The sequence below is a fragment of the Flavobacterium succinicans LMG 10402 genome (assembly GCF_000611675.1).
GTDB lineage: Bacteria > Bacteroidota > Bacteroidia > Flavobacteriales > Flavobacteriaceae > Flavobacterium > Flavobacterium succinicans.
In genome coordinates, this window is sequence record NZ_JATV01000012.1 from 1 (window position 1) to 12,005 (window position 12,005).

The 12,005-nt window shown below is 35.0% G+C and carries 15 protein-coding genes and 2 tRNA genes; 5 read left to right on the forward strand and 12 right to left on the reverse strand.

All coding sequences use genetic code 11. The features are described from left to right. Positions 1–230 (forward strand): OmpA family protein (locus tag AO58_RS17245; RefSeq protein WP_035717770.1); only part of this gene is annotated, 230 nt, incomplete at its 5' end. Between the two features lie 60 nt (positions 231–290). On the opposite strand, the gene AO58_RS0112285 is transcribed toward AO58_RS17245, so the two are convergent. Together AO58_RS0112285 and AO58_RS0112290 are read right to left on the reverse strand one after the other, a co-directional pair. Continuing rightward, positions 291–1,439: an 8-amino-7-oxononanoate synthase gene (locus AO58_RS0112285; RefSeq protein ID WP_024981991.1), complete on the reverse strand. Its 1,149-nt coding sequence runs from the start codon at positions 1,437–1,439 to the stop codon at positions 291–293. Positions 1,440–1,592: 153 nt separating this feature from the next. Next, positions 1,593–2,081: a DUF1761 domain-containing protein gene (locus AO58_RS0112290; RefSeq protein ID WP_024981992.1), complete on the reverse strand. Its 489-nt coding sequence runs from the start codon at positions 2,079–2,081 to the stop codon at positions 1,593–1,595. 180 nt (positions 2,082–2,261) lie between these two features. Here AO58_RS0112290 and AO58_RS0112295 point away from each other — a divergent pair, with 180 nt between their 5' ends. After that, on the forward strand, positions 2,262–3,080 hold the full coding sequence (locus tag AO58_RS0112295) for a leucine-rich repeat domain-containing protein (protein WP_024981993.1): 819 nt from the start codon (positions 2,262–2,264) through the stop codon (positions 3,078–3,080). A gap of 125 nt (positions 3,081–3,205) precedes the next feature. On the opposite strand, the gene AO58_RS0112300 is transcribed toward AO58_RS0112295, so the two are convergent. Then, positions 3,206–3,278 (reverse strand) — tRNA-Met (locus AO58_RS0112300). Between the two features lie 35 nt (positions 3,279–3,313). Next, positions 3,314–3,386, reverse strand: a tRNA-Met gene (locus AO58_RS0112305). 151 nt (positions 3,387–3,537) lie between these two features. Between AO58_RS0112305 and era the strand changes: the two genes are divergently transcribed. Together era and AO58_RS18020 are read left to right on the forward strand one after the other, a co-directional pair. Next, entirely contained in the window at positions 3,538–4,419 is an 882-nt protein-coding gene (era, locus tag AO58_RS0112310; RefSeq protein WP_024981994.1) for a GTPase Era, read from the forward strand. A 104-nt stretch (positions 4,420–4,523) separates the two neighbouring features. Beyond that, positions 4,524–4,700: a hypothetical protein gene (locus AO58_RS18020; RefSeq protein ID WP_155959421.1), complete on the forward strand. Its 177-nt coding sequence runs from the start codon at positions 4,524–4,526 to the stop codon at positions 4,698–4,700. Between the two features lie 20 nt (positions 4,701–4,720). Here the strand turns inward: AO58_RS18020 and AO58_RS0112320 are convergent, their stop codons facing one another. Together AO58_RS0112320 and AO58_RS0112325 are read right to left on the reverse strand one after the other, a co-directional pair. Next, positions 4,721–5,488 (reverse strand): TlpA family protein disulfide reductase, encoded by a 768-nt coding sequence (locus AO58_RS0112320; protein WP_024981995.1) that lies wholly within the window; start codon positions 5,486–5,488, stop codon positions 4,721–4,723. A 20-nt stretch (positions 5,489–5,508) separates the two neighbouring features. Then, positions 5,509–6,006 carry a hypothetical protein gene (locus AO58_RS0112325; RefSeq protein ID WP_024981996.1) on the reverse strand — a complete coding sequence of 166 codons (498 nt, stop codon included), beginning with the start codon at positions 6,004–6,006 and terminating at the stop codon, positions 5,509–5,511. A 139-nt stretch (positions 6,007–6,145) separates the two neighbouring features. Here AO58_RS0112325 and der point away from each other — a divergent pair, with 139 nt between their 5' ends. Further along, positions 6,146–7,456, forward strand: coding sequence for a ribosome biogenesis GTPase Der (gene der / locus AO58_RS0112330; RefSeq protein WP_024981997.1), 1,311 nt, complete (start codon positions 6,146–6,148; stop codon positions 7,454–7,456). A 42-nt stretch (positions 7,457–7,498) separates the two neighbouring features. Here der and AO58_RS0112335 read toward each other — a convergent pair whose 3' ends face one another. From AO58_RS0112335 to AO58_RS0112360, 6 genes are all read right to left on the reverse strand, one after another. Then, on the reverse strand, positions 7,499–8,251 hold the full coding sequence (locus tag AO58_RS0112335; RefSeq protein ID WP_024981998.1) for a DUF2490 domain-containing protein: 753 nt from the start codon (positions 8,249–8,251) through the stop codon (positions 7,499–7,501). A 226-nt stretch (positions 8,252–8,477) separates the two neighbouring features. Next, entirely contained in the window at positions 8,478–9,293 is an 816-nt protein-coding gene (locus AO58_RS0112340; RefSeq protein WP_024981999.1) for a TPM domain-containing protein, read from the reverse strand. After that, complete coding sequence (locus AO58_RS0112345) at positions 9,293–9,730, reverse strand: TPM domain-containing protein (protein ID WP_024982000.1); 438 nt, start codon at positions 9,728–9,730, stop codon at positions 9,293–9,295. Before AO58_RS0112345 ends, AO58_RS0112340 begins: the two co-directional genes overlap by 1 nt. A 59-nt stretch (positions 9,731–9,789) precedes the next feature. Continuing rightward, positions 9,790–10,377: a LemA family protein gene (locus AO58_RS0112350; protein ID WP_024982001.1), complete on the reverse strand. Its 588-nt coding sequence runs from the start codon at positions 10,375–10,377 to the stop codon at positions 9,790–9,792. 62 nt (positions 10,378–10,439) lie between these two features. Next, positions 10,440–10,772: a MerR family transcriptional regulator gene (locus AO58_RS0112355; protein ID WP_024982002.1), complete on the reverse strand. Its 333-nt coding sequence runs from the start codon at positions 10,770–10,772 to the stop codon at positions 10,440–10,442. A 66-nt stretch (positions 10,773–10,838) separates the two neighbouring features. Continuing rightward, positions 10,839–11,816 (reverse strand): M23 family metallopeptidase, encoded by a 978-nt coding sequence (locus AO58_RS0112360; protein ID WP_024982003.1) that lies wholly within the window; start codon positions 11,814–11,816, stop codon positions 10,839–10,841. Between the last annotated feature and the right edge of the window lie 189 nt (positions 11,817–12,005).

Below are 12,005 nucleotides of genomic sequence, written 5' to 3' on the forward strand. Positions count from 1 at the left end.
ATTGCAGACAAACAGCCAAATACAACATGGCTTTATCTGAACGTAGAGCCAAGGCAACAATTGCTTGGTTGGTCTCAAAAGGTATCGACAAATCCAGATTAACCGGACGAGGATACGGAGAATCACAATTGGTAAACGACTGTGGTTGCGAACCAACGAACCAGTCTAACTGCACCGAAGAGCAACATCAAATGAATAGAAGAAGTGAATTTATAGTGACAAGTTTGTAGCTTTTTCAAAACAATAAAAATGCCCTCTGAAATACATCATGAGGGTATTTTTTTAAGGGCTTACTTGAACGGATTTCTTTCGATCCAAATGGTTTTGGGTTCTAAGTATTTGAATAAATGAGGCAGAAAATAATTAATAATAGGATTTTTATGTTCCATCAATCCAAACATTGTCTCTGGTTTGGCTCCTACAGAACTTTTGATTTCTAGGGCTGTTCTGGCAAAGATTATTGTTTTGAATTCTTTTTTGATGGAGTATGCAATCATGTCGTATAGCATGTTCAGGTATAGCATTTTTTCGCGTTGTATCTTTTCATCATAACCTAAAAAATAGGTATCCATGGCTTCACTATTTTTAATCAAGGTATTAAATCCTACTAGTTTGTTTTCTATAAAATAGCCATAAAAAAGAAAGTCATCTTTCCAAATTCTTTTTAATTCAATAAAGTGATTTTTTGACAAGAAAAAGGAATTGAAAGGAGCATTTTTAGCTACATGATAATATAGTTCGTAAATTAAAGTTTGGTGCTGTTCAATTTCGTCCAAAGAGAGTTTTCGTTTTGTGAGGCCTTCTGATTTTTTTCTAGCTCTTTTGTATTGATCTCGGTATTTTTTGTTCAATGCCTGTATATAATCTTGTTCTGTTTTCCAGTGCTCAGGAATTGAAAAAATCATATTAGGTTGTGTAGTGAATTGAAAAACAGAACGAAAAGGAGTTTGATTGATCTTTTCTATTTCTGATTTGGAGAAATCTTTACTTGTCAATAGATGAACCTGTATTTTTTGTTCTTTTAATTTTTTTTCAATATTTTTTCTGGCTTCAAAAAGTGCAGTTATACCTTGTTCAAAAGGAATAGAAGGAGAAAAAGCATAGGCATTTTCGCCCGTGAGCATACAGTTTCCAAGAAATAGTACATGGGAGGAAAATTGTTTGAACAGGAAGTTTCGTAGAATGGTTTTTATACATTTATCTCGTTCTCCAAAGGAGGCTAGTTTTTTTAAATCTAAAAATTGACTTATTGCTACGCCAACCAATTTATCGCTGTCAAATATCCCAATAAAAAAACATTGCATATTGTCGGGGCAAGAGACTTCTAAAATTTCTAAGTAATCACGTTGTAAAAAAGTATTATTACTAGCGATAGTGTCCCAGTGCTCAGGTAATTTTTTGGAGGAATGATATATAATAAAGGTAAGCGATGCTTTCAAAAAGGGAAATATTGATTCGAAAGCAAATTTAAACTAAAAAAGTAAGGATTGTGGAAGTACGCAAAAAAAGAAGTGATATAATGGAAAATTGCTAAAAAAATCCTGTATAAAAACTGATTCGTTCCAAATAAATTAAAACGAATCAGTTCTCAATTATTTCCATCCACAAATAATGGCTCCCATAAAGGTTAGCGTGATGATCCAATAGCCCGCATGAATAAAAATATATTTCCAAGATTTTCTCTCAAATAGTCCATTGATGGCAATCATTGGAAAAGCAAAAAACAGTCCAGAAATGAATCCATGCAATGCGCCATGTTTGTAGGTTCTGAAAGCTGTTCCATAATCAGCCATAAAAGAGTTAAAAGAAGGAAGTACTTCGTTCATTTTTGAGGGGCCTCCAACCATTCCTAATGCTCCCATTTGATGAATAGTTAATGTCATTTCAATAGAAGCAATAAACAAAGAAAACAGGTAAGTAAGTCCGAAAATCTTCAACATGTTTCCAGTTTTAAGTTGATCTTCTGTTAGTCCTGCTTCTTTCATCCAAATGGTGCCAAATACTTTTGGATGGTACCAAACAAATCCAATAAAAAGGGTAAGCAAAGCTGCTACAAATAGCGATTGAAAATTCATTTCCATAATTGATTCATTTTTAGGTTAGTATTCAAATGTACAAAAAAAAATAAATTGCACTTTTTTAAATTCTTGTAGGATTACAGTGCTTATTTTTTTTATTGATGCATTTGGTCGATTTTATTTGTATTTAAACTTTGTCTGCCTTACTTTTAGAAAATAAAATTAAGATATAGTTAACATGTTATGAAAAAAGTTTTTTTCTTCTTGTTGTTGTCTTTTTCGACAAGCGCTTTTGCATCGGTTACTTTTAAAGAGCGTGATGCTTTGTTGCAGTTGTATTATAGTACCAATGGAAATACATGGAAAATTAAGTGGAATTTAGCAGCTCCTGTAGCTACTTGGTATGGTGTTACGGTACAAGAGGGTAAAGTGGTTGGAATTGATTTGTCGGGTAATAATCTTTCAGGAACTGTACCTGCTGCTATTGGTGATTTGGTTTTTTTGAAAAAGTTGCATCTGAAACAAAATAAAATCGAGGGAATCATTCCTAAAGCGATTGGTAATTTAGTTCAGTTGAATTCTCTAAATCTTTCTCAAAATAATTTACAAGGAGCGATACCTAGTACTATTGAAAATTTAGATTCTTTACTGGAGTTAGATTTGGGAATGAATCAGTTGATAGGGAATTTGCCTACTGGCATTGGTAAATTGGTTAGACTTGAAGTTTTGTCTTTATATAACAATGATTTAGAAGGAGAATTGCCGGTTTCTTTATATACAATTAGAACTTTAAAAACTGTTTTGCTCAACGGTAATCATTTCAACGGCGTGCTTCATGATAATGTAGCAAAATTGAGTGATTTAGAACAGTTGAGTTTGTTTGATAATGAATTGAAAGGATTGATTCCTAGAGGGCTAGAAAAATTGAAGAAATTGCGAGAGCTTAATATTTCATACAATAATTTTAAAGGTCCTGTCTCTGAAGAATTATGGAATAAAGATGCCTTAAATTTAACAATGCTTACTTCAAAAGGAAAGATAGTTTTGCTAGAAACAATATGATTTTTTGTTAATATGTTTATATTTAGTGATAAAGAAACCTGCTTTGGCGGGTTTTTTTTGTGCTATTGTAGGGGTAATAGTGTAATCAAAAAAAAACACCAGCTTTTTCAAGTGGTGTTTTCTAGTAGCGGGAACAGGACTCGAACCTGTGACCTTCGGGTTATGAGCCCGACGAGCTGCCTACTGCTCTATCCCGCGATGTGCGTTTTGTAATCTCAGTAAAATTAACTTAGTAGCGGGAACAGGACTCGAACCTGTGACCTTCGGGTTATGAGCCCGACGAGCTGCCTACTGCTCTATCCCGCGTTGTTTCGGGTGCAAATATACAACGGTTTTCTTGAAATCCAATCATAATATTAAAAAAATGTTTTATTTCGTCTATTGGGTTGATATGGCTACCTTTGTAGCGATGATCTTTTACTACGGACTATACGAAGTAAAAATAAATATATTTAAAATGATACATAAAGCCGGTTTTGTTAATATAATTGGAAATCCAAACGTGGGTAAATCAACCCTAATGAATGCTTTTGTTGGGGAACGATTGTCTATTATTACCTCAAAAGCACAAACTACCAGACATAGAATTTTAGGAATTGTAAATGGAGATGATTTTCAATTGATCTTGTCGGATACACCTGGGATTATCAAGCCTGCTTACGAAATGCAGGAATCTATGATGAATTTTGTGAAATCTGCTTTTGAAGATGCCGATGTTTTGATTTATATGGTGGAAATTGGCGAACAAGAATTAAAGGATGATGCTTTTTTTAATAAAATTATCCATTCTAAAATTCCAGTTTTGTTGTTGTTGAACAAAATTGACAATTCAAATCAAGAGCAATTGGAAGAACAAGTCGCTTTTTGGACCTCCAAAGTTCCAAATGCGGAAATTTATCCAATTTCGGCTTTACAGAATTTTAATGTTCCCGAAGTGTTTCAAAGAATCATTGCTTTGTTACCAGAATCACCAGCGTATTATCCAAAAGACCAATTAACTGATAAACCAGAACGTTTCTTTGTAAACGAAACTATTCGCGAAAAAATATTGTTGAATTACAGTAAGGAGATTCCCTATGCTGTAGAAATTGTTACCGAAGAATTTTTGGAAACAGATACTATTATTCGTATTCGCTCTTTGATTATGGTAGAGCGTGATACACAAAAAGGAATTATCATTGGGCATAAAGGTGCCGCTTTGAAAAAAGTAGGAATGGATGCCCGTGTTGATTTGGAAAAATTCTTTGGCAAACAAATTCATATTGAATTGTATGTGAAAGTGAATAAAAATTGGAGAAGCAACGCCAATATGTTGAAGCGTTTCGGGTATAATCAGTAGGGACAGGTTGCTACCTGTCCGTACAAAAATTGGCGAAGCAATGCCAATATGTTGAATCGTTTCGGATATAATCAGTAGGGACAGGTTGCAACCTGTCCGAACGCATGTTTGAAAAAATAGTAGGGACAGGTCGCGACCTGCCTCTACTATTTTTTTTTAGCCCAGATCGTAATGGAAACCCCGGAGTACCAAAAACTAGTGGTTCTTGTGGTTGCAGAGCGACCAGCGGAAGCTCCTTCAAGCGCATTAGAACCACAGTTTTTTGGAACGAGGAGTTGTAATGGAGAGCTGGAATGGCTACTTATTTAAGAGCTTCTTTTTGTAACGCAATGGCTAGTTCTTTAAAAGTAGTCACTTCTTTTGAAATTTTTCCTTGTTTGTTGATGATGATGTGCGTAGGAAATGTCGAAATTCCTAAAGTGTTTTTTATGAATAACGCTTGATTTGATACTACGGCATAGTTGAATTTCTTTTTGGTTAGGAAGCTCGATAATTTTTGACTGCTGTCATCAGCTAAACTTATGAATACAATGTCTGTTCTGGCTTTGTACTTCTCTACTAATGAATTGAGTTCAGGCATTTCTTCGATGCATTTTTGACAATGTAGGTTCCAACATTTTAAAACTATTATTTTGTTTTTTGTGTTCTCATGGTTGTATTTAACTCCTTTTAGATCTTTAAAGTTAAAGTGTGGAATTGACATGCCTTCTTTTTTGAAATTGTGGTAGGATTGTAAGCTTTCGTTTTTAATAGTGCTTTGTATGTTTGGATTGCAATTTGGTTCTAATTTGTATAGTTTGTAATGTTGTTGGCCGTTTTTTGATACTAATTGAATTGGAATGTATTTTCCTGATTGTAGTTTCTCTAAGAAAATTTCTTTGTTGATGATGTTATAGTTTTCGTCAATTGACTTGAAGTCAGATGATAGAATAATGGTGTTGTAATGATAGGTATACCATTGCATGAAATCTTTTTGAATTAAATTTGGGTCAGTGTCTGGCATTCCGTACTGAGTAGTATTGGTGCAAGACGCAAAAAGTATAAATACTACTAGTAATCGGATTTTCATAATTTTTTGGTTTTTAATGATTAAGATTCAATTATTTTTAAAAACACTTTTTCTAAGTCGTTCATTTGTTTTTCGCCGTTGGATCTTATTTGTCGGGCGATGACATAGAGGAGAAACCAAGCAAAAATCATCATAGAAAGTACGATTAAATCCCATTGTGTGGATTCTTTGAGGACATAATGTGTGTAGGCAATACCGCAAAACACGATGAAAGTACCTGCAATCATAAAATGGAGAAACATAAATAAGGTCCACAAAGTTGGGTCTGGCCCGAAGAGTCCACGGATATGGGTTTCGGTTTCGGATTTTTTTTCTAATTCGAGATGCAAATGGGGTGACCAATATCTTTTTTTGTCACCTTTGATGTTGAGCCAAATGTGATAGCCTCTGATTTTGGCATAATAATCAGGAGATTTTTCATGAATGAATTTTTCGAATTTTGCGCGAACGGCGTCAGTGTTTTCGGTGATGTCTTTGTAAAATCGTAGGCGTAATCTAATTTCGTTATCTGGATCCATGGTTTTGGGATATTGGGTTTGGAATAGTTTAGTTGTGCTAATATATCAAAAAAATTGATTCTCATAGTTTTAAACACTACCTTTGCACGCCTTAACCGCAAAAGTGTGCGCTAAGGATAACTATTTGAATACGAATAAAATGAATAATATTGTTGCGATAGTAGGAAGACCTAATGTAGGGAAATCAACCCTTTTTAATAGGCTGATACAAAGAAGAGAAGCTATTGTAGATTCAGTTTCTGGGGTAACCAGAGATAGAAACTATGGTAAAAGCGAGTGGAACGGAAAAGAGTTTTCTGTGATAGATACAGGTGGATATGTCCGCGGATCTGATGATGTTTTTGAGGGAGAAATCCGCAAACAAGTTGAATTGGCAATAGATGAAGCCGATGTGATTGTTTTTGTGGTAGATGTAGAAGAGGGAATTACACCGATGGATGAAACGGTGGCAAAGTTGTTGCGTAAAGTGACTAAGCCTGTTTTATTGGCCGTGAATAAAGTAGATAATGCGATGCGTGAGAAAGACGCAGTAGAGTTTTATAATTTAGGATTAGGAGAGTATTTTACTTTTGCAAGTATTTCTGGAAGTGGAACAGGTGATTTGTTGGATGCTTTGATTGAAGCTTTCCCAGTGAAACCTGAACCAGTGAAAGAAGAAGTAGTTTTGCCTCGTTTTGCTGTAGTTGGTCGCCCTAATGCTGGAAAGTCTAGTTTTATCAATGCTTTGATTGGTCAAGATCGTTTTATGGTGACGGATATTGCGGGAACTACTCGTGATGCTATTGATACAAAATTTGATCGTTTTGGTTTTGAATTTAATTTAGTAGATACAGCTGGAATTCGTCGTAAGGCCAAAGTAAAAGAAGACTTAGAATTTTATTCTGTAATGCGTTCCGTTCGTGCTATTGAACATGCCGATGTTTGTATTTTAGTGATTGATGCTACTCGTGGTTTTGAAGGACAAGATCAAAGTATTTTTTGGTTAGCTGAAAAAAACAGAAAAGGTGTTGTTATCTTGGTAAACAAATGGGATTTGGTAGAAAAAGATACGATGTCTACTCGTGATTACGAAGAGAAAATTAAAAAGGAATTGATGCCATTTACAGATGTGCCAATTCTTTTTGTTTCGGCTTTGACCAAACAACGTTTGTTGAAAGCATTAGAAGCGACTGTAAAAGTATATGAGGATAGACAACAAAGAATACCTACTTCTAAGTTTAATGAATTTATGTTGAAGGTTATCGAGGCATATCCACCGCCAGCTACTAAAGGTAAATATGTGAAGATTAAATATTGTATGCAGTTGCCAACGGCTACACCGCAATTTGTATTTTTTGCGAATTTGCCGCAATATGTAAAAGAACCTTACAAACGCTATTTAGAAAATAAAATTAGAGAACAATGGGACTTTTCTGGTGTTCCGATTGATATTTATATTAGAGAGAAGTAATAATTCAAAAAAACCAAAACAAAAAAAGTGTTTTGGTTTTTTTTATAAATGCATTTTATGAAAAATACTCAGTCTAATGATGTCTCTATTGAAATAGTCGACCCCGCTAGGACGTTGTTGAAAACTCTTTAGATACCCAAGTTCAATAGCAATGTTTTTGTTGATGCCATATTGTAAGGCACCATAGATTCTATTTTGGTCGAAGGTGTTGTAGATGATACTTTTTCCAGCATTTAGCATAATCTCATCGTATACAATTGCTTTGAGATATTGCTTTTCTTTTTCCCAAAACGGAAATTCTGCCTGCAATCGGTAACGAAAACGCCAACTGAAGGTAGTGCCATCTGTAAGTCCTGTCTTAGAAGCGTTGTGTATGAACCGTTCTTCAACCTGTAGTCTTTGGTTGAGGGTTATTTTTTTTAGATTGAACTTATATGTTACATCTTGTTGTCCTCTATATTCAGGAATTTCAAAGTCATACTCTTTATTTGGATCTTGGGTGTATACAGAAAAATAAGTAAAACCAGCTCCAGTTTCTATATTTGAATTCCATTTGTATCTTCCTTGGATTCTAAAAACAAATAGATTTTCGGTAATAGGTTTTAAAAAGACACGATTGTCAAACTCTGTATGAATGGACCATTTATTGTTCAAAGTCAATTGATTGTAATAGCGCGTCCAAAGGATATTTTGGTGGTCGATGTTTTTTGGTTTTTGTGCTATGCTTTGCTGCGAATTTAAAAGTATAACGCTAGCAGATAGTGTTGTTATGAGTTTTGAAAGTACAGTTGTCAAGATTGAGAAGTTTTCAGATTATAAATAATTATTTTCTGGAACAAATATATATCGTTAATTCTATAAAATTAGTAGAATTATAAAATATTTTTTGTTTAAAAACAAAGTGCTGATTAATAAGGTGTTTTGGTTTGATTTTAAAATAAAAACAGCGCAATGAACTATGATTGCGCTGTTATTTTATGCTTTTGTAAATGTGTTTTTGATACTAAAGTAGAAGTTTTATTTACCAACTTCCACTTGATCCTCCACCAGAGAATCCGCCTCCTCCGAATCCACCTCCGAATCCGCCACCGCCAAAACCTCCGCCAGATGAACCACCAAATCCACCTCCGCCGCCACGACCAAGGTTGCTTAGAATGATTACATCGAGTAGGCTAGGACCACCACCGCCTCGGTTTCCAGAATTGCCTCCACCTTTGTTTTTAGAGAACAAAATTATGAGCATGACAATAATAAAGATAAGGGGAAGAATAGGAAAACTATCTCCTTTTGCTTTTTTTCGTTCTCCTTTGTATTTGCCTTTAAAAACATCGAATAGGGCATCGGTTCCTTTGTCGACGCCATTATAATAGCTGCCTGCTTTGAATTCGGGAAGAATAATGTTTCGGATGATTTCACCTCCAATTCCAGCGGTAAGTCGGTCTTCTAGACCATAACCCGCTTGAAGCGCAATTTTTCGGTCATTTTTTGAAATTAAAAGAATGACTCCATTGTCTTCTTTGGCTTGACCAAATCCCCAAGTTTGTGCCCATTTGGTCGCTAATTGATTGATGTCTTCATTTTTTAAACTTTCAATCGTAATAACCACAATTTGTGTTGTAGTTGAATCAGAATAGCGTACAAGTTTTTCTTCTAGTTGGGCTTTTTCATTAGCATCAAAAAGACTGGCGTAATCATACACTGAAGTTTGAGCACTAGGTTTTTCTGGAATGGTAAATTGAGCTGATAAAAAACTACTATTTAATAAAAGTAAAATAAAAAGAAATAGTTTTCCTATCGTCTGTTGTCTGTTGCCTTCTGCCTTCTGCTTTTTTTTCATTATCCTTTAGAAATTTCGTTTGACAATTCGTTGGTATCACCTTCTTGCCAAGGAAAGTGTTTTTTGAGTTGTTCTCCAGCATTTAAAATACCATCAATCAAGCCTTGTTTGTAATTTCCTAATTTGAATTGGCTCACCATAGCATCACGAGTGCAGTTCCAAAAATCAGCAGCTACTACATCGTTTATACCTTTATCGCCACAGATTACAAAGGTTTTGTCATTCACTGCAAGATAAATTAATACCCCATTTTGTAATTCGGTAGCATCCATGTTAAGTTCATGAAAAACTTCCATGGCCCGATCATAAGCGTCGAGTGTTGTGGTTTCCTCTATGTGAACTCTAATTTCGCCCGAAGTGTTTTTCTCGGCCACACGAATGGCTTCAACAATGGCGCTTTCCTCTTCTTTGGTTAAAAAGTCTTCTACTTTTGACATTTGTTTATTTTTTTTTATTGGTATAAAAAAAGCCCCTCCTTCGGAGGGGTTGGAGAGGATTAGAATTTTACTTCCACAGGTTTTTCTGCACCTTCAACAGCTTGGAAATAGGCTTTTTCTTTAAAGCCAAACATTCCAGCAAAAATAGAATTAGGGAAGGTTTTTATGTGCGTATTGTAAGGTTTAACCGCTTCGTTAAAACGAGTTCTAGCAGTCAAAATTTGATTTTCAGTACTAGCCAATTCGTCTTGTAATTTCAAGAAATTAGCATTGGCTTTTAAGTCAGGGTAGCGTTCTACAGAAACCAATAATTTAGATAGTGAAGAGGAAACACCTGATTGTGCTGAGTTGAATGCTGTTAATTGTTCTGGTGTAATGTTCGTTGGATCCACTGTTACGGAAGTCGCTTTGGCGCGAGCTTCGATAACGGCTGTTAAAGTGCTTTTTTCAAAATCAGCAGCTCCTTTTACTGTGTTGACAAGGTTGCCAATTAAGTCATTTCTTCTTTGGTAGGAAGTGTTTACATTTCCCCAAGCTTCGTTGATGGTTTGCTCGTAACCCACAGCTGTGTTGTTAATTCCTTTCACCCAGCTATAGATTCCAAAAATAACTACTGCTGCAATAATCCAAGGCAAAAATCTTTTCATGTGTTTTAATTTTAAGGTTTATTATTTAGTGTTTAATTTTAATTTAAGTTTTCTTTCAGGGTTTAAAGCTCATTTTTGATGTTGGTTAACTGTGTTTTTATGGCTTCTAATTTTCGAATAATTTCAAATTTGTCTAATGTTTTCTTTTGTCCTTCTTTTAAATGGGTTTTAGCGCCTTCTAATGTAAACCCTCTTTCTTTGACCAAATGATAGATTAATTGTAAATTTTTGACATCTTCGGGAGTAAACATTCGGTTCCCCTTGGCATTTTTTTTAGGTTTTAAAATGTCAAATTCACTGTCCCAGAATCGAATCAAAGAGGCATTAACGCCAAAGGCTTTGGCCACTTCGCCAATGCTGTAATATCTTTTATCTGGAGCTAATTCTATATGCATTTTTTACTCTCTTTTTATAAATTATAGTAGCGGATTACTTTTAAACGGAACACTTTTTTAAAAGCATTAATCCAGCGATTGATTTTCTTGGTTGGCTGCATTAGAAATGGCAACATATTCTACCGCTGAAATTGAACCGTAATAAAAATTCAACGGATTCACTACTTTGCCATTTTTATGTACTTCATAGTGTAAATGTGGTGCTTCTGAACGTCCCGTGCTCCCAACATACCCAATAATGTCACCTCTTTTGACACGCTGTCCTGCTCGGCATTTGTATTTGCTTAAATGGGCATATAAAGTTTCATAGCCATAACCATGCCGAATCACTATATGATTCCCAAAACCGGACGCGCCATTGTCAGCTCTTGCAACCACTCCGTCGCCACTGGCAAAGATTGGTGTGCCTGTTTTGGCGGTAAAATCCATTCCGTTGTGCATTTTGCGTGCTTTGGTAAAAGGATCAGTTCGGTATCCAAAACCTGAAGCGACATGTTTTAAGTTCTCGTTTCTTACGGGTTGTATGGCTGGAATCGACGAAAGAAACTCTTGTTTTGCTTCAGCTAATTTTAAAATCGCATCTAAGGATTTAGATTGAATGGCCAATTGTTTACTTAAAACATCGATTTTTTGGGTGGTCGATACCACTAATTGCGAGTTGTTAAATCCCTGAAGGCTCGCATATCTATTTTGATCTTTAAAACCAGCGGTACGTTCTCTATCTTCAATCGGTGCGGTATTGAAATAGGTTCTGTACAGGTTGTTGTCTCTTTCGGCAATTTGTGTAGCTACATCTTGTAATTGTTCAATTTTCTTGCTCAAAATGGCATAGTTTATTTTTAAATGCTCTATTTCACGTGCTTGAATGCGGTCATTGGGTGTTTTGAAATACGGAACGTTGAGTAATGCTACAAATGAAAGAAAACCAAAAAGAGCCGAAGCAACTAGAAACAAAAGAGCAAAACCGAATTTTTTCCTTTTTTTTGGAGTTATTTTTCGATATGCTAATTTTTCTGAATCGTAATAATATTTTACTTTGGCCATATTTTAAAATACCCTATTTTTGCAAGCTGTAAATGAGTTAGTCGAACAAATTTAAGAAATGTTTCAAATGTTCAACTTTATTTTTACAATATTTAAGATAGTTTAAAAAGCACAGAAATGTAGGCTCCTAAAGGACAAGGGAATCTGTTTTTTACTATAGCAACAACTCAAGAGTAATATCTCAATTAA

Coding starts and splice junctions, on each gene's coding strand:
- AO58_RS0112290 (WP_024981992.1), bottom strand. CDS start 2,081: ATGGAAATGAATTTTCAATCGCTATTTGTAGCAGCTTTGCTTACCCTT.
- AO58_RS0112295 (WP_024981993.1), top strand. CDS start 2,262: ATGAAAAAAGTTTTTTTCTTCTTGTTGTTGTCTTTTTCGACAAGCGCT.
- era (WP_024981994.1), top strand. CDS start 3,538: ATGATACATAAAGCCGGTTTTGTTAATATAATTGGAAATCCAAACGTG.
- AO58_RS18020 (WP_155959421.1), top strand. CDS start 4,524: ATGTTTGAAAAAATAGTAGGGACAGGTCGCGACCTGCCTCTACTATTT.
- AO58_RS0112320 (WP_024981995.1), bottom strand. CDS start 5,488: ATGAAAATCCGATTACTAGTAGTATTTATACTTTTTGCGTCTTGCACC.
- AO58_RS0112325 (WP_024981996.1), bottom strand. CDS start 6,006: ATGGATCCAGATAACGAAATTAGATTACGCCTACGATTTTACAAAGAC.
- der (WP_024981997.1), top strand. CDS start 6,146: ATGAATAATATTGTTGCGATAGTAGGAAGACCTAATGTAGGGAAATCA.
- AO58_RS0112340 (WP_024981999.1), bottom strand. CDS start 9,293: ATGAAAAAAAAGCAGAAGGCAGAAGGCAACAGACAACAGACGATAGGA.
- AO58_RS0112345 (WP_024982000.1), bottom strand. CDS start 9,730: ATGTCAAAAGTAGAAGACTTTTTAACCAAAGAAGAGGAAAGCGCCATT.
- AO58_RS0112350 (WP_024982001.1), bottom strand. CDS start 10,377: ATGAAAAGATTTTTGCCTTGGATTATTGCAGCAGTAGTTATTTTTGGA.
- AO58_RS0112355 (WP_024982002.1), bottom strand. CDS start 10,772: ATGCATATAGAATTAGCTCCAGATAAAAGATATTACAGCATTGGCGAA.
- AO58_RS0112360 (WP_024982003.1), bottom strand. CDS start 11,816: ATGGCCAAAGTAAAATATTATTACGATTCAGAAAAATTAGCATATCGA.